Annotated in this window: 20 protein-coding genes; 15 read left to right on the forward strand and 5 right to left on the reverse strand. The window is 48.7% G+C overall.

The genetic code is table 11. The features are described 5' to 3' along the window. Nucleotides 1–8: 8 nt before the first annotated feature. Nucleotides 9–1,157 (reverse strand): iron-containing alcohol dehydrogenase, encoded by a 1,149-nt coding sequence (locus C7R92_RS19095; RefSeq protein ID WP_106835312.1) that lies wholly within the window; start codon nt 1,155–1,157, stop codon nt 9–11. Nucleotides 1,158–1,416: 259 nt separating this feature from the next. Between C7R92_RS19095 and adhP the strand changes: the two genes are divergently transcribed. The 9 genes from adhP to C7R92_RS19140 all read left to right on the forward strand — a co-directional run bounded on the left by adhP (nt 1,417) and on the right by C7R92_RS19140 (nt 9,031). Then, nucleotides 1,417–2,430: an alcohol dehydrogenase AdhP gene (gene adhP, locus C7R92_RS19100; protein ID WP_007729533.1), complete on the forward strand. Its 1,014-nt coding sequence runs from the start codon at nt 1,417–1,419 to the stop codon at nt 2,428–2,430. A gap of 369 nt (nt 2,431–2,799) precedes the next feature. After that, nucleotides 2,800–3,258, forward strand: a complete 459-nt coding sequence (locus tag C7R92_RS19105; protein WP_106835313.1) for an EndoU domain-containing protein — start codon at nt 2,800–2,802, stop codon at nt 3,256–3,258. 16 nt (nt 3,259–3,274) lie between these two features. Beyond that, the gene (locus C7R92_RS19110; protein WP_106835314.1) at nt 3,275–3,655 is read left to right on the forward strand and encodes a hypothetical protein; all 381 of its coding nucleotides are present in this window, start codon (nt 3,275–3,277) and stop codon (nt 3,653–3,655) included. A 290-nt stretch (nt 3,656–3,945) separates the two neighbouring features. Beyond that, complete coding sequence (locus C7R92_RS19115; protein WP_106835315.1) at nt 3,946–5,229, forward strand: helix-turn-helix domain-containing protein; 1,284 nt, start codon at nt 3,946–3,948, stop codon at nt 5,227–5,229. A 3-nt stretch (nt 5,230–5,232) separates the two neighbouring features. Beyond that, nucleotides 5,233–5,355, forward strand: a complete 123-nt coding sequence (locus C7R92_RS33170; RefSeq protein WP_279629822.1) for a hypothetical protein — start codon at nt 5,233–5,235, stop codon at nt 5,353–5,355. Nucleotides 5,356–5,643: 288 nt separating this feature from the next. Beyond that, nucleotides 5,644–5,883, forward strand: coding sequence for an HD domain-containing protein (locus C7R92_RS19125; RefSeq protein WP_106835317.1), 240 nt, complete (start codon nt 5,644–5,646; stop codon nt 5,881–5,883). A 117-nt stretch (nt 5,884–6,000) separates the two neighbouring features. Continuing rightward, on the forward strand, nt 6,001–6,474 hold the full coding sequence (locus C7R92_RS19130) for a tripartite tricarboxylate transporter TctB family protein (RefSeq protein ID WP_106835318.1): 474 nt from the start codon (nt 6,001–6,003) through the stop codon (nt 6,472–6,474). 18 nt (nt 6,475–6,492) lie between these two features. Then, complete coding sequence (locus C7R92_RS19135; RefSeq protein WP_106835319.1) at nt 6,493–8,019, forward strand: tripartite tricarboxylate transporter permease; 1,527 nt, start codon at nt 6,493–6,495, stop codon at nt 8,017–8,019. Next, entirely contained in the window at nt 8,009–9,031 is a 1,023-nt protein-coding gene (locus tag C7R92_RS19140; RefSeq protein ID WP_069848462.1) for a tripartite tricarboxylate transporter substrate binding protein, read from the forward strand. Before C7R92_RS19135 ends, C7R92_RS19140 begins: the two co-directional genes overlap by 11 nt. A 54-nt stretch (nt 9,032–9,085) precedes the next feature. Here C7R92_RS19140 and C7R92_RS19145 read toward each other — a convergent pair whose 3' ends face one another. Beyond that, entirely contained in the window at nt 9,086–9,559 is a 474-nt protein-coding gene (locus C7R92_RS19145; RefSeq protein WP_069848459.1) for a GNAT family N-acetyltransferase, read from the reverse strand. 95 nt (nt 9,560–9,654) lie between these two features. After that, nucleotides 9,655–10,743 carry a DUF418 domain-containing protein gene (locus tag C7R92_RS19150; protein ID WP_106835320.1) on the reverse strand — a complete coding sequence of 363 codons (1,089 nt, stop codon included), beginning with the start codon at nt 10,741–10,743 and terminating at the stop codon, nt 9,655–9,657. 273 nt (nt 10,744–11,016) lie between these two features. Between C7R92_RS19150 and C7R92_RS19155 the strand changes: the two genes are divergently transcribed. The 4 genes from C7R92_RS19155 to C7R92_RS19170 all read left to right on the forward strand — a co-directional run bounded on the left by C7R92_RS19155 (nt 11,017) and on the right by C7R92_RS19170 (nt 13,842). Then, the gene (locus tag C7R92_RS19155) at nt 11,017–11,787 is read left to right on the forward strand and encodes a 3-hydroxyacyl-CoA dehydrogenase (RefSeq protein ID WP_106835321.1); all 771 of its coding nucleotides are present in this window, start codon (nt 11,017–11,019) and stop codon (nt 11,785–11,787) included. A 45-nt stretch (nt 11,788–11,832) separates the two neighbouring features. Further along, entirely contained in the window at nt 11,833–12,363 is a 531-nt protein-coding gene (locus C7R92_RS19160) for a MarR family winged helix-turn-helix transcriptional regulator (RefSeq protein ID WP_017251219.1), read from the forward strand. A 106-nt stretch (nt 12,364–12,469) separates the two neighbouring features. Continuing rightward, on the forward strand, nt 12,470–12,958 hold the full coding sequence (locus C7R92_RS19165; protein WP_106835322.1) for a hypothetical protein: 489 nt from the start codon (nt 12,470–12,472) through the stop codon (nt 12,956–12,958). Between the two features lie 17 nt (nt 12,959–12,975). Beyond that, entirely contained in the window at nt 12,976–13,842 is an 867-nt protein-coding gene (locus C7R92_RS19170; protein ID WP_106835323.1) for an SDR family oxidoreductase, read from the forward strand. Here the strand turns inward: C7R92_RS19170 and C7R92_RS19175 are convergent. Then, nucleotides 13,839–16,433 carry a winged helix-turn-helix domain-containing protein gene (locus C7R92_RS19175; protein WP_106835324.1) on the reverse strand — a complete coding sequence of 865 codons (2,595 nt, stop codon included), beginning with the start codon at nt 16,431–16,433 and terminating at the stop codon, nt 13,839–13,841. The two genes, C7R92_RS19170 and C7R92_RS19175, sit on opposite strands and share 4 nt — an antisense overlap. Before the next feature lie 236 nt (nt 16,434–16,669). Between C7R92_RS19175 and C7R92_RS19180 the strand changes: the two genes are divergently transcribed. Next, nucleotides 16,670–17,734, forward strand: coding sequence for a CapA family protein (locus C7R92_RS19180; RefSeq protein ID WP_106835325.1), 1,065 nt, complete (start codon nt 16,670–16,672; stop codon nt 17,732–17,734). Here the strand turns inward: C7R92_RS19180 and C7R92_RS19185 are convergent. Further along, on the reverse strand, nt 17,721–18,137 hold the full coding sequence (locus tag C7R92_RS19185) for a GNAT family N-acetyltransferase (RefSeq protein ID WP_106835326.1): 417 nt from the start codon (nt 18,135–18,137) through the stop codon (nt 17,721–17,723). The genes C7R92_RS19180 and C7R92_RS19185 overlap by 14 nt on opposite strands. A gap of 122 nt (nt 18,138–18,259) precedes the next feature. On the opposite strand from C7R92_RS19185, the gene C7R92_RS19190 reads away from it, so the two are divergent. Further along, complete coding sequence (locus tag C7R92_RS19190; RefSeq protein WP_106835327.1) at nt 18,260–19,642, forward strand: aminotransferase-like domain-containing protein; 1,383 nt, start codon at nt 18,260–18,262, stop codon at nt 19,640–19,642. The last annotated feature ends 7 nt before the right edge of the window (nt 19,643–19,649 follow it).

A 19,649-nucleotide genomic window follows, 5' to 3' on the forward strand; every position in this document is an offset into this window, starting at 1 on the left:
CGAACCTCCTACAAGGCTTGGCGAAACAACGTCGCGACATCGTGGACGGTCATGTCGCGGGGATTGGTCGTCATACACACGTCCAGTACGGCGAGAGTGCTGAGCAGGTCGATTTGCTCTGGATGCAGCCCGATAGCCGACAACGATTGGGGCACTTCCAGATCGCTTACCAGCTCCTTAACCGCTTTGAGTGTGAGACGAGAGGCAGCATGTGTGCTCAAGCCCGCAGTGTTTTCACCGAGGCATTCTGCGATGTGTCTGTATTTTTCCGGTGCCGCGATGTAGTTGTACTCAAGCACGTGTGGGAGCAGGATGGCATTCACCTCGCCATGCGGAGCGTCGAGGAATCCCCCGAGCTGATGGGACATGGCATGCACAGCACCAAGGATGGCGTTGGAAAAAGCGATTCCGGCTTGAAGACTCGCCATGGCCATCGCTTGCTTGGCCTCTGTATTGTATTGACTGGCGACAGATGGGCGCAGATGCTGGGCGATGAGACGCATGGCTTGCAGCGAATGCACCTCGGTAAGCGGCGTTGCGGCGAGCGAAATATACGATTCAATGGCATGTGTCAGCACATCCATGCCTGTATTGGCAGTGAGCAGCTTGTCCTTGGTCATCAAGGTTTGCGGATCGATGATGGCGATATCGGGTATGAGCGATTTGGAGATGATCGCCATTTTCACCTTGCGTGCACTGTCTACAATGATGGAAAATTGCGAAACCTCCGATCCGGAGCCGGCAGTAGTCGGTACCATCACCATGGGAGGAAGGGGATGCTGGATATTGTCGACGCCTTCGTATTGAACGATGCTGCCCTCGTTGGTAGCCAACAGCGCGATAGCCTTGGCTGCATCGATGGCACTGCCTCCACCGACACCGAGAATGGCATTGCATTCCTTGGCTCGATATTCGGCAATCCCGGCATGAATCTCGTAGTCTTTCGGATTAGCTGTCACGTTAGTCCATAGATGGTAGTCGAGCTTTTGCTGCTGCAAATAAGAGATGATCCGCTCAATCCAGCCTGCGTTTGCGACACCAGGATCACTGACAAGAAAGACGCGAGAAGCTCCCAATCGGCGCAAGCTTTCCCCTACCTGGCCGAGGGACTGGTTCCCGAAAATGATTTCCGGCGTCATGAACTTGGATATTTGCATGCATTCTCCCCCTTTTTCCACTACGTAGTAATACCGCAGGCAAGGATGAATACCCTTTTTCGGCCAAAAGGTTGGCAGGCGGGCCGTTTTTTCGGCTCATGTGCCGCCATATCGGCTGCTTGGAAGAAAGGAAACGGCTAGATCATTGAATGATTAAGCGTTTTCATGTTGGCATACGGCTTGCAATTAGTAGGAGGCGGGAAGAACACCTGCCCTTTACGCACATGCCTGAAGGGGAAAAAAGAGGAGGAAGGTCAAGATGAAAGCAGCAGTAGTCAACGAGTTCCATCAAAAGCTGGAAGTAAAGGAAGTCGCTATTCCAGAAGTCGGACACGGTGAGGTTCTGGTAAAAATCAAGACGTGTGGTGTCTGCCATACGGACCTGCATGCGGCACACGGGGATTGGCCTGTGAAGCCAAAGCTGCCTTTGATTCCTGGGCATGAGGGCGTAGGTGTTGTCGAAAAGCTGGGGGAAGGCGTTACCTCATTGAAAATTGGTGATCGTGTAGGAATTCCGTGGTTATTCTCCGCTTGCGGCGAATGCGACTACTGCCTGACAGGGTGGGAGACACTGTGCATGCAACAGTTAAACGGGGGCTATTCCGCTGACGGTGCCTATGCTGAATATTGCGTAGCACCTGCTGCTTACGTGGCACGCATTCCTGACGAGCTGGGGGATGTGGAAGCAGCGCCGATCCTGTGCGCAGGGGTAACCACGTATAAAGCATTGAAGGTAGCAAACGTGAAGCCAGGTGAATGGGTGGCGATCTACGGCATCGGCGGTTTGGGGCATGTGGCTCTCCAATATGCCAAGGCGATGGGCTACAACGTCGTAGCGGTCGATATTCACAAGGAAAAGCTGGACTTGGCAAAAGAACTAGGGGCAGATGTGACAGTAAACGGCAGTGAGGTTGATCCGGTCCAAGCCATTCAAGAGCAGGTGGGCGGTGTCCACGGGGCGATCAGCGTGGCAGTCACCAAGAAGGCGTTTGAACAAGCGTACAAATCTGTTCGACGCGGTGGTTCTCTAGTCGTTGTTGGCTTGCCGAATGCAGAGCTGCCCATCCCGATTTTTGACACGGTGTTGAATGGCGTGACGGTGAAAGGCTCCATTGTGGGGACACGCAAGGATATGCAAGAAGCGCTTGATTTTGCAGCACGTGGCAAGGTTCGCGCGATCATCGAGACGCAGCCGCTTGATCAGATCAACGAAGTATTGGAGCGTTTGGAAAAAGGTCAAATTAATGGTCGGGTTGTTTTGACGATGGAGTAGTCGAAGAATATGTGAAGCTGTTGTCGGGCTATGCTTTTCGTAAGCATGGGCTGGGCGACAGCTTTTTATTTGTATGAATGAAAGCGGCTGTGGTAGGAGTACCACCCTACGCGGAAGTAGCCCATACCATTTTTCATCTGACCAACCAAATTCAAATATAGGTGACTACTATGCCCTATTTTCCAAGCTGATTGGTTATGTAGTTTTTAGGGTTTTTAATCTTGACTAATAAATTATCAGCCTAAGTTTAATAAACCTGAATTTTAACGAAGTAGAGAGAATAAATGTAGTGAAGCAACCATATTAGGTAACGTGTAAGTGTGACCAATCAAATCGAAGAGGCCTGCGAGTGTTCAGCACACCGATAGGATGTTTTATCTGTTCCACTTTTCTCTTAGTACCAGAATATCTGTATATTCTTTTGTGATTCTAACAAATGCTAGAAGACATATCCTTGAAGGAGAAATTAATGAAAAAGGAAAAGCTGTAGGGTGGCATCATGAGCTAAGTTCAGCAAGCAGCAGAATTGTCGGAAGCCCAACTAATCCTGATTCACACGGTGTTTATCAGGCAGTAGTAGATATTTTTAATGGCACATCTTATGTCAGGAAAGAGCAAACATCGTCCTTCTTTCCAAAACATTGGTCTGCTGATGATGTAATGACCGCTATTTATGAAGTGTATGTTGACGCAATCCCCGCCTTAAAGTCTAATGGAACGGAAATGATACACAAATGGGTAGGTAGGCATTCCTCTGGCATTAAAAGTGAACTTTGGCTAGACAAGGATGGAAGGATTACTACAGCTTACCCAATTTATGAACCGTAATCTAGGAGGAATCCTTATGATACATTACGAAATTGTGTTCGATGATCAGGCAGATAAACTACGTATCTGCTTACCAGAACATTTATCGATTATAGAAGAATTTTTAGAAGTCGAGGTTCGATCAGAACTCTCGAAGAACTTAATTTTAGACAGGATACAAAGAGTGGTATCTGGTGAAGAAGAAGTATCAGATGGTACTGGAAATTTATACAGTTCCGAAATACGGAGGGATTATACTCGAATTTATAACTCATACGTTGAGGAACAACTAGAAAAGGGTATAGACACTGGCGAGGATTTGGAGTCGATCATTGAAACAAAGTATTTTGCAGAGCTAGTTACGATTTGGATGAATGCTCTAAATGCGTATAGACAACAACGCGATTCTACGAAATGATTGAAAGAACGGATAGTATTAAAGAAAACAGAAGTAGATAGCCACAAAAAGCCGCTTATTTAGTTAAGCGGCTTTTTCGTAAATGCCTTTGGAGAAATTAAGTGATCATTGCCTTATGGATTCCTATCAATAGTATTGCACCCTCTAAAAAGAGAGTTTTCCATTTTCTCCTTTCCTCACTCTATTAGAAAGTGTAATCTATTTAAAAATGATTCAAATCGATTATATCATTCGTGGTTTAATGTGCTATCATATCCATAAAAAGGAATCATCAGGAGGGTGTATTTGCTGTGATTTCAGAGGGAAAGACCTTTGGGGGCATATTACGAGTATATCGAAATAGAGCAAACTTAACACTGACTGAGTTATCAGAAAGAACAGGTGTAGCTTCTGGAACCATTAGTAAGATAGAATCTGATGCATTTACTTTACCAAATATGCAGCATGTAATGAAACTGGCAAAAGTACTGGATATTCCACTTTATACAGCGATCGTACCCTATTTACATAAAATGAAGCGCGAAGCGACACTGCGGTCTCTATTAGAGGCTGTGATGCAAGAGAAGAATGTGGTTCTTACCAACAAAGTAGCTTTGCAATTGTTAAATTGTCCTAAAAGCAATACATTTCTTTCTTTAGACTATCTGTATCAAACAGCAGGAACGGAAACGGATGAAGAACTGCGCTTGGCTCTTTATGACGTGATCTGTGACTACTCACGCGAGCATGGAATTCCTTTGTATCTGGCAAGATCGCTTTTCCAACGCTATATGATTCGACGTGAAAATCTAAGCCAGTTAGATCAAACTTATGTAGAGGGTAAGGAGCTATTACACTATACATCCTATCTGCATATCAATGAGCGAATTTTGACCTACTATAAATTTTCCTTCCATGCATTGCGTCTTGGATTCTATTCAGATTGTATTCATCTGTGTAAACAAGGTCTTGAAATCGACCATAGTCAGAGTGAGCAAAAAGCAGCAGCGATCCTTGCGATCATCATTTCCTATTTTGAGCTGGAAGACTACACATTGGGACATTTTTATCTGGAGAGATACGAAATGTTCGATTATCCCGAAGTACATAAACATGCCAGACATATTCGGGGGAAACTATACGGAAAGACAGGGAAATTTGATAAGGCCATTCCGGTATTACAAGAATGTCTTGCGCAGCAAGCACAAGATGACAAGATTGTGATCGCGAATGATTTGTTGGAGATTTATATTCAGGTAGGAGAAGAAGAGAAAATCCGTGATCTGTTTTTGGCAGAAGCATCGATCTTGCCGAAGAGTCTCACTACTCCGAATCAATACAATCAAATGGGCCTGTATTTCCGAACGAAGGGCACCTTTTACATTCAAAAAAACGAAGTAAACTTAGGAATCGAGAGTCTTGTGGAGAGCGTGAATTACTATCGGGCAATCAATGAGATCAAACAAGCAGATAAGAGTCTGAGCGTTCTTTTTGAATTCTATGTGTCAAAGAAAAAAAATCTTCCTTTTGGTATACTCCATAAATTGGTAAACGTGTATAATGGAAGTAATCATAGAACCAAACAGGAGGTATAGGTCATGAAGAAATGGATATTGTCTTTGTGTATGTTAACCGCCTTCATTACAATGCCAGTTTTAGCAGAACAACCAGCCAAGCAATCCAATCTGATTATCCAATATGGCTGGCCGGAGCCTTGGTAATCATCTGAACAATACGATCAATGCCCTCCAATTGGAGGGCATTTGTTATAAGTACAATACGTTTCATACACGAAGAAATCCACAGCTGTACAGAAGTCCTGTCACATGCTTGGAAGGAGACCGCCCGAACGAAGGGAGGAAAAAGGCGACTGGAAAGCATGTGGCAGGGCTTCCACCTGACCACAACAGTTGGGAAGCAACCCAGTAAGGTTTTACTTGAGTAATTCGTTATAATTAATTATAACTAGTTATATATAGTTATAATTGGTATGGGGGTAGCGGATACAGATGGTGACGACGACGATGGTCAATTCGCAAAAATTATGGATGGTGGTTAAGCGGATGGAGCCTCATTTGATCCGCAATCAGGCCAATATGGAGAAGCTTTTGAAAATGCTCATGATCCACGATGTTTCGAACGGCGATATCAAAGAGCTTTGGAGCGAGTTCGAAAGCAATGAAACGTATGAAGCGAAAGTTGCCCATGCCATTATTCGTCTGATCGACCAAATAGAAATCGAAATCTAGCTGACTACCATATGCTGTGTCCCGTGTGGACTGGCTATGGTAGTTTTTTTCTGCTTTCGCACACAATGGGCGCATGTGCCATAGGCTGATGGTAGCTTTTTTGCTGAGGTGATACACATGAGACGCCCGGATAATCAGCCGGATTTTATCGGTGCCCTTCTAAGTATGATCCTTGGAGTCTTCATTTCGTTCGAGGCCTATCGTCTGGAGGCATTTTCGACGTCGTTATACGTAGGGGATCACACGCTGCCAGCGATTCTCGGTTTATTGTTTTTCATGCTGGGAGGTGTGCTTCTTATCCAATCATTCCGTGTGACGGAGGAAGCCTCTTCGCCCAATCCCGGACCGCTTCTTCCTGGAAAAAGGCTGCGCCTACTGCTTTGCTTTTTATTCCTGTTGCTGTATGTCTGGCTGCTCGGCGCGATCGGTTACACAATGGCTACGCTCTTTGTCTCCTTTGCCTTTTTTATCCTGATCGGCAGTTATCGGTGGCGTACGTCCATCGTGTACTCTGTTCTTTTGACAGGGGGGCTGTATGTGGTGTTCATCTATTCGCTGCATATCACACTGCCTGGAGGAGTTTTGCTTTAGAGCAAGCATGAGAAGGAGGTGCTGATTATCGAGACGTTCCAACTATTACTGGCTGGTTTTGCTTCAGCCCTCACCCCGGAGCATTTGCTCATGGCAGCACTCGGCGCTCTTATCGGCACCTTTGTAGGTGTATTGCCCGGTCTCGGTCCCACTTCTGCCATCGCGATTCTGCTTCCAGTGACAGCTGTCCTGGAGCCGACACAAGGCATGATCATGTTGGCAGGGATTTATTACGGTGCCATGTACGGTGGCTCGACGACAGCGATTCTGCTGAATATCCCGGGGGAGCTATCATCAGTCCCCACGTGTTTGGATGGCTATCCGCTCGCGAAAAAAGGGAGAGGTGGGCCGGCATTGGGGATATCCGCACTAGCTTCGTTTGGAGCAGGGGTACTCGGGGTAATCGGACTCGTCTTTTTCGCGCCCATTTTGGCAGATCAAGCGTTAAAATTCGGACCGCCTGAATATTTTGCGCTGATGATTTTGGCTCTCACGCTGATGGTCAGTCTATCAGGAGGATCATTGGTCAAATCGTTTTTGATGGGGGCATTCGGTTATTCGCTCGCTCTAGTTGGGCTGGGACCATCATCTGGCATGCCGCGCTTTGATTACGGTGTCCCCGCATTGGTCGGAGGTTTTGACATGATTAGCATCATCATCGGGTTGTTTGCGATTACAGAAGTCCTTAAAGGGATTGATGAAAAACGCACAGCTACCCTCATGGGCAAACCGGGCAGTGTCTACCCGAAAAAGGAAGACTTGAGAGTAAGTGCCGGGCCTATGCTGAGGGGCGGGATTGTCGGCTTTTTTCTTGGATTGCTGCCGGGCTGTTCGGCTGCGATCACGTCGTTTTTGGCGTACGATATGGAGAAAAAGCTATCGAAGCATCCCGAGAAGTTCGGTCAGGGAACGATCGAAGGGGTGGCGGCACCAGAAGCAGCGAATAATGCGACGAGCAGTGCGGGCTTCATCCCGCTGTTTTCGCTAGGGATTCCTTCCTCACCACCACTGGCGATTTTGTTGGCAGGCTTGATGATCTACGGATTGACGCCAGGCCCAGTTTTGTTTGAACAAAATGCGAGCTTTGTCTGGACGGTCATCGCCTCGATGTTCGTGGGGAATGCAATGCTTCTCGTGCTGAACCTCCCGATGGTATGGGTGTGGGTGAAATTGACAAGGGTGCCATATGGCATCATGGCTCCGATTATCCTGATGTTCTGCACGATTGGGGCATACAGTGTGCGGAACAGCATGTTTGATGTGTGGGTCGCGTTTCTGTTTGGCGGACTTGGGTATGTCTTTTCCAAATATAAATGGCCAGTTGTTCCGCTGGTTTTGTGCTTCATTTTGGGACCTCTTCTGGAAGAATCATTCATTCAAACGATGGCGATGGGCTCGGGTGATCTCAGCATTGTTTTGTTCCGGCCTTTATCGTTGACCATCTTGCTGGCAGCAGGAACACTCTTGATCATCTCCATGATGCTGAACCGCCGGACACAGCAACGGTTGAAGGAAGAGAGAGACCGGGGAGTAGATGTCGCGTAGGGAGGAAGAGTCAGTGAGAGGGTATAAACAATGGGCGGCTGTCATCATGTCGTTGCTTTTGGCGGCAGTCGTTAGTGCATGTGGAAATCAAGGTGCAGCCGAGTCGGCCTATCCATCGAAGCAGGTGGAGTATATCGTGCCGTATTCTGCTGGGGGCGGAGTCGACCTCGTGGCCAGAGCGGCAGCTGATTATTTGAGCAAGGAATGGGGGCAGCCCATCATCGTCGTCAACAAGGCGGGAGGTGGTGGGGCAGTAGGAGCGGAGTATGCCTTAAAGCAAGCCAAAAATGATGGTTACACAGCGCTTGCCGTCAATGTATCCAATACGACGATGCTCGCTGCTGGGATGAAAACGCCGCCGATTACAAACGAGGATCAAGTCTATTCGGCCAGGATTGGCAAAGGAACGCTTGCTTTTGCAGTAAAAGCCGACGCGCCTTGGAAAGATTTCGCTGAATTTTCCGCGTGGGTGCGCGCGAATCCGGAGCAGTTAACATGGACTTCTGTAGGGCCAGCAGGCTTTTCCGCATTTGGGGTAGCAGAGTGGCTGGATGTGATCGGAGCAGACTTCTCCAAGACGAGAATGATCGTGACAAAAGGCGCTTCCGATTCCGTCCCGAAAGTCGCTGGAGGGCACGCGATTTTGGCGGTGCATACAGTAGGGGAAATCATGCCGATGCTGCAAGCGGGCAAGGTCAAAATCCTCGCCGTATCCGGTGACACGCGAAGTCCATTCCTGCCTGACGTCCCTACTGCGGAGGAGCAAGGCATTCAAGGCTTGTCGGTTTTCTGGTGGACCGGAGTGTCTTTTGCCAAAGGAACGCCAGAGTCGGTTATTCGCAAATGGGAAGAAGCGATTGCCAAGATGGAAAAGGACCCAGCCTTTTTGCAAAAGCTGAGTGAAATTCAGGTGGAGCCGGCATACGCGGTCAGTGAAGCATTTACGAAGGAAACACAGGCAGAAACAACGTACTACTTGGAATTGGCGACCAAGAAGGGCATTCGAAAATAAGGGTAAACGAAAAAAGGGAGAATGGCTTAATAGCTGTTCTCCCTTTCCATCTATTTATTTAGGTATCCGTTTTTCGTACCTGAATTTATAAAAACCATTTGCTGCGTTCGGCGCTGTCTCGCCGACCTTTTTGTAACCGCATTTCTCGTAAAAGTGCTGGTTGCGCTCGGCTTCATAGCCGGTATCGAGCGTCCACTTCTTGATGTGTGGATACGCGGCCTCCATGAACTGCATGGTTTGGCTTCCGATACGCAAGTTTTGTTTATCAGGATCGACATAGATGATCCCCAGCTCCAAATGCTCATGATCGACTGGAAGGAGGCAAAAACCGCCAACGATCTGGTCATCCAGCAAGATCGTATAGTAATGGGCCTTTTGCATGAACAAAACATGCTGGTCAGGCTGGTCATGTCCGGCAGGGCCTTCTCCATACTTTTGGACGTCTTCTGCAAAGCAGCGAACAGCAATTTGGGTGAGTTGCTCCGCGTTCGCGGGGACAGCCTTTTTGAAAAAAACCATTGGACTCATGAGATCATCTCCAGTTCGTCTGACTACTTCGAAATTGGTGTATGTATGATTAGCAAAATTCTCCTATATAGCAGACGGATGAACCCACAGAATGGTTACCTACTCATTTTTCTCATGAAGCTCTCCAACGGTCCCCTCTCGAACCAACGTCTCCATACAAGCGTGAGCACAATGGAAAAAAGGAAGAATCCTACGGCGTAGAGCATCGCAAAAGCAAGCGTTTGATTTTCGAGTCTGCCAATCAAGGCGAGGAAGCCGAGCCCAACAATGATATGGCTGACGTAGTGTGTCAGTGTCAGCTGTCCGGTTTTTACCCATGTCTGCGTAAACCAGCTGTTCGCGAATTTTTCCGCAAAGCTGACGCACAGAAGGATGATAATGACAGCGGTGCTTGAGCTGGACAGCACATAAAACAGGTTGGGTGGGACTGGTTTCGTTCCCCATAAAAATAGGGCCATCTCGCTTCCGACGACCGGAATAGAGAGCTTGATCAACCCATACGATAAAACTTCCAAGCTGACGAACAGAGCAGTTGCCCAGCCCAACATATTTTTGCGTACAGATCGATCGAGCAGGTTGAGTCGACCTAGCCACAAGCCGAGAAGGAAAAAGCACATCCAGGGAAATACCGGGTGATAGCCGTTGTACAGCAAGTTGCGCAGGAATCCTTCGACTGTCCAAAAATCAAGATACTCGATAAATGGTTGCTTCGGGTTCCACCCTTGCATGTAGTTGAGCGACAATTGTAGCGTTTGAGCTGTGAGCAGGATACCGCTAAATGCGAGAAGAAGCGTTTTTTCCGATACGACGAGGAGGAAGGAGGCAATGAGCATATAGACACCGTAGTAATGCAGGATGTCGCCGCTCCAACTACCGAGATAGAGCAACATCCCGGTCACGAATAAAAATGAGGAGCGCTTCCAAAGGACGTGGCGGCTAGCCTGCAAGAGGGCCGGGTCACCTGAGGTCCTGGCCTTTTTTGTCATATACGCAATGCCGATTCCCGCTAAAACAACGAATACGGTAGATGCTCTACCTTGAAACAAACTGGATAAAGCGATGAGCCAGTCAGGTCCGTTATGCTCTGCGTTCAAGATGACAACGTAGTTGACGATCATCATGCCGAGCATGGCCCACGCCCGCGCAAAATCGAGACCAATGACTCTGGTAGAAGACACTTTCATCTGGGTTCTTTCCTCTCCAATTTGATTTACTTACCGGTAAGTAAAATATAATGGGGTTGATTGTAAATAGCAAGCCCTAAAATGGTGGAGATGGATAAGCACAACTGTCCTTTGCCCGGACACAGATGTCTCATACCTGTCTGGATTTGAGAAGGTCGAGACAGCTTGTCGCTTGTAAAAACGACGTGTGGCAAGGGGGGATTCGTTTGGTATCCAACTTGCAAAGCATTTTCCTGAATGCGGATGCAATTGTAAAGGAAGGGAGAGAATGGCTTGGATATGCGGGAAGTGGTTGCCATTGTAACGGGTGGTGCTTCCGGTTTGGGAGAAGCCGCTGTGAGGAATGTAGTTCAACACGGGGGAAGAGTAGCCATTCTTGATTTGACGGTGGAGAAGGGGCAAGCGCTGGCGAATGAGCTGGGGCGCGAAAATGCTTTGTTCGTGCATACGGATGTCGTGAGTGAGGCGAGTGTACGCGATGCAATCGATCAGGCTGCTGGCACATTCGGTACGATTCACGCCGTGGTCAACTGTGCGGGGATCGGTTTGGCACAAAAAACGCTGTCGCGAAGCGGTCCACATTCACTGGAATCCTTCAGCAAAGTCATTTCAGTCAATCTGATCGGTACTTTTAATGTCATTCGGTTGGCAGTGGAGCAAATGGCAGGAAACGAGCCGAACCAACAGGGGGAGCGGGGTGTCATCATCAATACCGCATCGGTGGCAGCTTTTGAAGGGCAGGTGGGGCAGGTTGCCTATAGCGCCTCCAAAGGCGGAATCGTAAGCATGACCCTGCCACTAGCAAGAGACCTGGCTTCGTATGGCGTACGCGTGATGGCAATTGCTCCGGGTCTATTTGACACGCCGATGTACGACCAACTGCCTCGCTCTGTAAAAGATGCGTTGGGTGCGACTGTTCCTTTTCCCGCACGCATGGGTGATCCGAAAGAATACGCGATGCTCGTGAACAGCATCATCACCAATTCGATGTTGAATGGTGAAACGATCCGGCTGGATGGGGCAATCAGGATGGCACCGAAATAGAGAAGACGTGTTGACAAGAAAATAGTTAGGTGCCATACTATATCTATGACAAACCATTCAAACGGAAGAAAACAAGAAGAAGCGATCCCATCGCTTGTTCAATCGCAGCGCCAGATTGATCAGTATGGACTCGATGTTGATGCGCAAGCTGTACTCGTCGCCGCTAGGCTGATGGAGGCAGGAGCCAAGCTTGGGCATGCGGCCGAAATACATTTTGCCAGATTCGGCTTATCAACGGGACGATATCGCTTATTGGCAGACCTCGAAGATAACGGTGGGGAAGTGCTGCCGTCACAATTGGCAGAGCATCTGGGGGTAACACGGGCTACTGTTACTGGTCTGATCGACATCCTGGAGCGCGATGGCCTTGTTTCCCGACGAGCGAGTGCAAAAGATGGCAGGCAAAAATCGGTCATTTTAACGGAGCTCGGTGCTAGCAAGCTGCGTGAAATGGCGCCTGAGCACTTTGCGAGATTGGAAGCGATGGTCGGATTGCTCAATACCGAGGAGCGCAGTGTGTTTCTCGACCTGCTGGGCCGCGTGACACAAGGCATCTCGGCGCTGACAGACGAATAGTAAGCAGCAGGAAAGTTGTAAAGCGGGCTAGGTAGCTAGCCCATTTTCATTCTTATGTAGTTAGGTTCCTAATTATTTTTTAAAAAGGGGAAAGGAGGTGAAACACATGCATGACCCTGCAAAAGCGGGAGATGTTTATCCGATCAAAGGCGCACGTTCGGAACGAAAATCGTTTGTTTTATGGCGAGAAGTAATCATGGCTTATTTGTCTCCTGCGATTATGGCGAGCATAGGGAGATGGATCACCGCTGACAAAGGGCTGCAAATAGGGGCATTGACCACGATTGGCGGAACATCCGCATTGATTGCCGCACTCCTTGGGCGATGGTTACAGGGCCGTGGTATACATAAACGCTGGGTCACCGACACGCCTCATTTGGCGACGGTAGCGGTTATGGGGATGACAATGGCAGTGATCGGTCTCTTGGCAGCATGGCTAACAACGGAGTTACTCGCCATCTCTGCTCCCGGTGAATCGTTGGCTTGGCTAAGTCGTGTCTGGATCGACTTCCCACTGTCAGCGATAATCGCCAGCACGTTAATCACTTGGCGTTGGCGTAATGCCATCAATCATGACCATCAAAAAATGAATTAGTTACGGAGGAGATAAAAATGATCGTAGTCATGGGAGCAACAGGAACCATAGGTCGTGCACTTTTAGAACGATTGATAGAGCTTGGTGTCCCAACCCGGGCATTGAGCAGAACGCCGGAAAAAATTCAGATGCTAATGGGAGAGCAGGCAGCATCTACGGTGGAAGTCGCAGCAGTGGAAGCTTCTGACCCTGAATCATTGCGCCGAGCGTTTGCGGGTGGGAATCAGCTCTTCCTTTCCCTTTCAAACAGTCCCAATCAGGTCGAGCTGGAAACATCGATGATTCGCATAGCAGCTGAGGTTGGAATCCAGCATATCGTGAAAATATCCAGTCCAGCATACGACGAAAAGGCGCCAGTCGCTGTAGCGGGATGGCACCAGGAAATCGAGAGCGCTTTATCAGAATCGGGTATGAAAAGTACCGTGCTGCGACCGTACGCCTTTATGCAAAATCTGCTCCGCTTCGCACCGACGATCAAGACGCAACATGGTTTCTTCGGTACGATGGGTGAAACAGCATGCAACTTTATCGATTGCCGGGATATCGCCGATGTTGCCGCAAAGGTATTGACCTACCCTGAAAAGGCAGGTCGTGTATACACCCTGACTGGTTCTGAGGTTTTCAGCTATCCGCAAATTGCGAGCAAGCTGTCCGAGCTGCTCGACCGCCCAATCACGTACATCAACAAGGATAGCGAAGTACTCCGCCGAGATCTGATGGAGTATGGAAACATGCCGGAGTGGCTCGCCAGTCACGTCGTTGAAATTCAAGCTATGTCAGTAGCGATCCCGGAAAAGCCGACAGATGACGTATGGCGTGTCCTCGGCAGAGAACCTCGCAAGCTGGACGCTTTTCTGCATGAACATATTGAAAAGTTCCGTTAATCAACAGCGTTATTTTCTAGCAGCGAAATTTCTTGCGCTTTCAGAAGAGCTTGTGTGCGATTGGTGACACCGAGCTTGCCATATATCCGATGTAGGTACACCTTGACCGTCCCGAGCGTATTTCCTAGCTCATCGGCAATCATCTTGTTGGATGCTCCTTGGGCCAGCATCGAAAGGATGATCATTTCTTTTCCGGTTAGCGGCTCGATCAAGGGAGCTTTTCTTTTCTCCATTTTCTTAGGGAAAAGGGATAGCAGTTGATTGACATACGCAGTCGAGACGGACGGACCAGGTAGTTGGGATCGTTTTTTCAAGCGTAGCTGGTAATCGTGCAAGAGGTGAGACATCGCCGTACCTTCGTCCAGAAAGCTACGGACGTAGCAGTTGTTTCCGCCAATCAAGAGTGCTTCGTGGAGGAAAGCCAGCGCTTCCTTTTTGTTGCCGCACTGCTGGTGGGCGAGCGCTTGCAGAATGGCGATGTCTACCTGACTGATCAATAGCTCCTCGCGTATACTGGATGGCTTTAGGAGCGCTAAAATACGCAAGGCTTCCTGTTCCTGCTGCTGGGCGAGCAACAAACGGACATAGGTCAAAACCTCTAATTCTCTTTGAATGCTAGGTTGATTGAAAATGGAGGGGGGAAGCTTGGACAACTCCGCTTTCGCCAAAGCGATGTCCCCTTCCTGGATCGCGATGTGTGCGAGAAATGCTTGTAACGGACTAAACCAATACGGAGCACCCCAGCTCGCGACCGTCTCTATCGTCTCCGAAACAATCTTGCGGGCCGCTGAAAAATTCCCCTCTACCAGCTTGATTTTGGCCGAAGTCAGTACATAAGGGACGAGTAGGCCAGGAATTTGCTTGTGCAGGGCAACGAAACGAACGCGCTGCAGATACGCAAGGCTCTCTTCCAGCCTGTTTTCCTCATAAAACCCCTCTGCTAATGCCTGAACGACGTACAAATTAATCAAGGAGTCCTTCCAGCCATGTGCTTCAAGTATGTCGGAGAACTGATTGCCTACAAGCTCTGTCTGATCGGATAGGATTCCTTTTAACCCGAATCTCGTTCGCCGAATAAATGGTTCTGTCGTGTTGTAATTAAAGTGGTAAAACAATGGACTCTCAGGAAGTCCACCACTTAACTGTGAAGAACTGGCGATCCAGCGATCAAAATCCATAGTGGCGAACACCAAATTGGCTCGAACAAAAAACAGACCGCTCAAAAACTGCCGATGCTCTGTTGAATCTTCTATGTCAGCAATGCTTTGCTCCAATTCGGTGAGGGCCAGCTCCGCCCGATCCGTTTGAACACAGGTTACCAAGAGGAACACATAGATCAGGCGAAAAAGTGGTGAGAAATAGTTCGCGTGATCAGGGATGCTGTCCAGCGTTCTGAGAAAGCTGGAAAACTCGCCGCGTTGAAGCAGTACCGGAATATGTTGCGCAAGGAAGCTTACAGCCAACGTGTAATCAACAGCGGCAATCGCATGATCGATCGCTTCGTCCATCATTCCACGCTCCGCATAGCTCTCACTGGCTAGCCGGTGCAGCACACGTGCTTCTCCGGGAGCTGTCTGCTCCAATTGACTGCGCAAAAAATCGGCAAATAAGTGATGGTACCGATACCACGTCCCGTAATCATCCAACGGGATTAAGAAAATGTTTTGGCGGTGCAAGTGGGTCAGCATTTGTTGGCACTGGGGCAGGCCGGTCAGAGCGCGACACACATGAGCGTCCATTCTCGCCAGCACAGAGGTTTTGAGCAAGAAGCTGCGCTCCTCTTCCGGGAGTCGCATGATCACTTCATGAAACAAATACTCCGAAATATTGCGATGAGAGCCAGTAAATCCGGCAAAAAATTGATCGTAGTTCTCCATATTCACGAGTGAAATGGCAGCGAGCTGCAAGCCGGCGATCCATCCCTCTGTACTTTTCACCAGCTGCTCGATTTGCATTTCGGTCAGAGGTAAATCGTGAACCTGCCGGTAAAAGCTGTCCGTCTCTTGAAGACTGAAAAGAAATTGTCCCGACTCAATATGACATACTTCATGACGTACGTTCCATTTGACTGTAGAAAAAGGCAACGTGTTGCGACTGGCGATGTACAGATGGACGTGACTCGGAACATATTCCAGAAAATAAGCGAGACTGTTGTGAATCGTCTCATCCGAGATCACGTGGTAGTCATCGAGAATGATAGCAAGGGGCTGCGTCGTAGAAGCGAGTTCATTGAGCAGGGAATCGATGAAGGTCAAGATCGAGGTATGACTGGTTGCCTTCATGGCTGGTTCCATTCGTTCGGAGAGTTCTGCGAAGTCAGATTCAGACAGTGTAAATACGATGTATCTCCAAAAGCGAATCAAATCATTATCCATCTCATCGAGTGAGAGCCATACAGTGGTACCACCGTACTGATGCGCCCATTGACTGAGCAAGGTCGTTTTTCCATACCCGGCTGGGGCGTATAACGTGGTCAGTCGGCATTGCAGACCGGCGTCCATTTTTTGCAGTAGTCGGCTCCTGTGAACGCTATTCGATCGAACGGCGGGCATTGCTGTTTTGGTTTTCAGCATAATGGAATGATGGAGCATGTTTGTACCGTCCTATGTATTAGAATCGTATGTGTCCATTATACTTGTTATCGGCAAAAATCGACATTTGAAAAAAGAAAGAGTCTTTTGTCCCGAGATGCAGGTCCTAAACCGCCATCTTTTGCATGCCAGTCACTTTAAGGCGAGAAATTTCCATGGAAGCTAGACATGCTTCAACAGGCTTCACATCCCACGCCTTCTAGAATGAAAGCAAAAAGAGAGATGGGTTGAGAGGCATGAAGATTGGACGATGGAAACACGCGGTAATCGTGGTAGCTGCTGTGATGCTCTGTGCTGCAATGGGAACGGAATCTGTCGCGGTCCAGGCGAGCAGCGAAGGGGATGTACAGGAGCAGGATTCTATTCAGGTAGCGTTTGTCGGGGATATGATTTTGGATAAGAGCGTCGGGAATCAGATCGGGCGGTACGGCGTAGATTATCCGTTTCAAAAAACAGGTGATTTTCTCAAGCAGGCAGACTTGACGATTGGTAATCTGGAGACACCAGTCAGTACGCGGGGACGTCCGGAGAAAAAGGAATATACCTATCGTGCGAAGCCAGAGTCGTTGCAGGGGCTCGTGAACGCGGGTTTCGACGTGGTCAATCTGGCGAATAATCATTCGCTGGATTACGGAATGGACGCGCTCTATGACACAATGGAGCATCTGAAAAAGGCAAAGATCGGTTACGTCGGGGCGGGGAAAAACGAGGAAGAAGCATTCGCACCCTACATCCAAACGATCAAGGGGAAACGCGTGGCAGTCATCGGGATCAGCCGTGTCCTTCCAAATGAGCGCTGGTATGCGCGAAAAAACAAGCCAGGTCTCGCCCATGCCTACTCTTATGAGCCGATGCTATCCCATGTAAAAAAGGCAGTGGCGGAGTCAGACATTACGATTGCGGTCATGCACTGGAATCTGGAATATAAGAATTACCCGGAACCATATGCGCGTGAGATGGCGAAAAAGCTGATCGACAGCGGTGTGGATGCCATTGTTGGGTCGCACAGCCATTCGATTATGGGTGTTGAGTTTTATAAAAAGGCGCCGATCTACTACAGCGTAGGGAATTTTGTGTTTACCACCTCGCGCAATCCGAAAGGTCGCGAAGCCATGATGGTCCAACTGACATTTTCAAAAGACGGGAGCAAGAGCCGCGTGATCCCGGTGAAGCTCACGAACGGTCAGCCTGCTCCGATGGACGAGAAAAACAAAAAGCGGATCATCGACAAGCTCAACCGCATTTCCTATGGGGCGAGCGTTGACGCAAAAGGCGACGTTAGCGAGTCTAAGCCTCAATAGCTGGTCTGCGCATCATTTCTCTTCGTGTGAAGTCATACTGCTCGTATAAACCATGAGCATCCCGAGTAGCGAGTATCATGCTCGTATGACGGATGTCTGGATGTTCCACCATCACTTCCATGAGCCATTTGCTCAATCCCTTACCTCGATGCTCCGGGTCGACGAAGACATCACACACCCAGGAAATCGTCGCGTAATCACTCACGACCCGGACGAATCCAGCCTGTCCATCCTCACCGTACAATCCAAAACAGAGTGAATTTTCGATACTTTTTACGATCATTTCCTTGGAGCGTTCTGACGCCCAATACGTTGTCGACAGCCAATCGCTGATGCGCTCGATATCGAGTAAAGCTTTCTCATCAATGATTTTGTAAGGCAGTGTCGCGTGTCTTGCTTCCATCTGTATCCCTCCGTATATGTATTTACTCCTTTGCTTACGATTCACTATACTCAAGGGACTAGGGCGCATAAAGGAGAGAAAAGTGAATCTGTACCCACACAGATAACGGGGGAGTGAACGGGATGAAGAATAAATACGAAGTCGTGAAAGACAGCATCAAAGAACAGCTTCGTACCCATACAATCAAGCCAGGGGAGAAGCTGCCGTCGATTCGTACTGCATCCGAGCGTTGGTCGTGCAGTTTGAATACGGCGATACGGGCGTATCAAGAGCTGGAGAAGGAGCACTTGATTTATTCCATTCCCAAAAGCGGTTATTACGCGGTCCTTCGCCCTCTTCAAAGTACGCGTTTTCCAGAGGAGCGAATTGACTTTACGGCAGCCAGCCCCGACTCAGAAGTTATGCCATTCAAAGATTTCCAGCATTGTTTAAACCGTGCGATTGAATTATATGAAGATCAGTTGTTTTCCTATTCGGAGCCCCAGGGCTTTTTCTCCTTGCGTCGGGCATTGGAGAGCCATCTCGCCCAATCACAAGTGTTTGCATCCCCTTCGCAAATTTGCGTCGTTTCGGGAGCTCAGCAAGCGCTGCATCTGCTCGCCTCCATGCCTTTTCCAAATGGAAAGAATGCAGTGCTAGTCGAACAGCCTACCTTTCACGGCATGCTGCGTTCACTCGAGCTGCTGGGAGTTACCGTTCTGGGCATCCAGCGGACCGCGGCAGGCATCGACATGGATGAGCTGGAGCGGCATTTCCGCAACAATCAAATCAAGTTTTTCTACACGATTCCCCGGTTTCACAATCCGTTGGGGACAAGCTATTCAACGGAACAAAAGAAACAAATCGCCAAGCTGGCTCAGCGCTACGATGTATACATTGTCGAGGATGACTATCTGGCGGACATGGAAACCAATCTAAAGACAGACCCGATCTACAGCTACGATCAATCAGGGCGTGTCCTGTACGTCAAAAGCTTTTCTAAGATCATGCTGCCCGGACTTCGATTGGCGACAGTCGTCCTACCCCCTTCCGTAATGGAAACGTTCCGGTTGTTTAAAGCATCGTGTGATTCCAGTACGGCCGTCTTGTCTCAGGCGGCTTTGGAGCTGTATTTGAATTGCGGGATGTACGACCATCATGCTGCTCTTGTCCGGGAACGTTATCGCCTGCGGATGGAAACATTGGCCGAGTGCTGCCGGCGCTATCTTCCCCCACAGCTTCACACACAAATCGGAACAGGCGGGATTTTTTCGAGAGTGCTGCTTCCTGATGAGCTAGACGCTCAGGATATCATTGCCGCGTTACATCAGCAAAACGTGCGGGTCATGTCCACGAACCAGAGCTATTTGCCTACCTTCCCGCGTGAAAACGGGTTACGAATTAGTATTATCCAAACAGATGCTGATATGATAGAGAGAGGGATCGCCCTGTTAGCAGAGACGGCTACTGCACTCTTGCAAAAGCAAAAAAAAGAAGGTCAGTGGCGGATCATCGATTGGATCTAGTGGTTAT

The sequence above is a fragment of the Brevibacillus porteri genome, from assembly GCF_003013475.1.
GTDB classification, from domain to species: Bacteria; Bacillota; Bacilli; order Brevibacillales; family Brevibacillaceae; genus Brevibacillus; species Brevibacillus porteri.

What these genes read in the sequence shown, in the direction of transcription:
- C7R92_RS19175 (WP_106835324.1), bottom strand. Translation starts at nt 16,433, where the DNA reads ATGCTCCATCATTCCATTATGCTGAAAACCAAAACAGCAATGCCCGCC.
- C7R92_RS19110 (WP_106835314.1), top strand. Translation starts at nt 3,275, where the DNA reads ATGATACATTACGAAATTGTGTTCGATGATCAGGCAGATAAACTACGT.
- C7R92_RS19170 (WP_106835323.1), top strand. Translation starts at nt 12,976, where the DNA reads ATGATCGTAGTCATGGGAGCAACAGGAACCATAGGTCGTGCACTTTTA.
- adhP (WP_007729533.1), top strand. Translation starts at nt 1,417, where the DNA reads ATGAAAGCAGCAGTAGTCAACGAGTTCCATCAAAAGCTGGAAGTAAAG.
- C7R92_RS19150 (WP_106835320.1), bottom strand. Translation starts at nt 10,743, where the DNA reads ATGAAAGTGTCTTCTACCAGAGTCATTGGTCTCGATTTTGCGCGGGCG.
- C7R92_RS19095 (WP_106835312.1), bottom strand. Translation starts at nt 1,157, where the DNA reads ATGCAAATATCCAAGTTCATGACGCCGGAAATCATTTTCGGGAACCAG.
- C7R92_RS19190 (WP_106835327.1), top strand. Translation starts at nt 18,260, where the DNA reads ATGAAGAATAAATACGAAGTCGTGAAAGACAGCATCAAAGAACAGCTT.
- C7R92_RS19160 (WP_017251219.1), top strand. Translation starts at nt 11,833, where the DNA reads ATGACAAACCATTCAAACGGAAGAAAACAAGAAGAAGCGATCCCATCG.
- C7R92_RS19125 (WP_106835317.1), top strand. Translation starts at nt 5,644, where the DNA reads ATGGTGACGACGACGATGGTCAATTCGCAAAAATTATGGATGGTGGTT.
- C7R92_RS19165 (WP_106835322.1), top strand. Translation starts at nt 12,470, where the DNA reads ATGCATGACCCTGCAAAAGCGGGAGATGTTTATCCGATCAAAGGCGCA.
- C7R92_RS33170 (WP_279629822.1), top strand. Translation starts at nt 5,233, where the DNA reads ATGAAGAAATGGATATTGTCTTTGTGTATGTTAACCGCCTTCATTACA.
- C7R92_RS19185 (WP_106835326.1), bottom strand. Translation starts at nt 18,137, where the DNA reads ATGGAAGCAAGACACGCGACACTGCCTTACAAAATCATTGATGAGAAA.
- C7R92_RS19130 (WP_106835318.1), top strand. Translation starts at nt 6,001, where the DNA reads ATGAGACGCCCGGATAATCAGCCGGATTTTATCGGTGCCCTTCTAAGT.
- C7R92_RS19140 (WP_069848462.1), top strand. Translation starts at nt 8,009, where the DNA reads ATGTCGCGTAGGGAGGAAGAGTCAGTGAGAGGGTATAAACAATGGGCG.
- C7R92_RS19105 (WP_106835313.1), top strand. Translation starts at nt 2,800, where the DNA reads ATGTTTTATCTGTTCCACTTTTCTCTTAGTACCAGAATATCTGTATAT.
- C7R92_RS19145 (WP_069848459.1), bottom strand. Translation starts at nt 9,559, where the DNA reads ATGAGTCCAATGGTTTTTTTCAAAAAGGCTGTCCCCGCGAACGCGGAG.
- C7R92_RS19180 (WP_106835325.1), top strand. Translation starts at nt 16,670, where the DNA reads ATGAAGATTGGACGATGGAAACACGCGGTAATCGTGGTAGCTGCTGTG.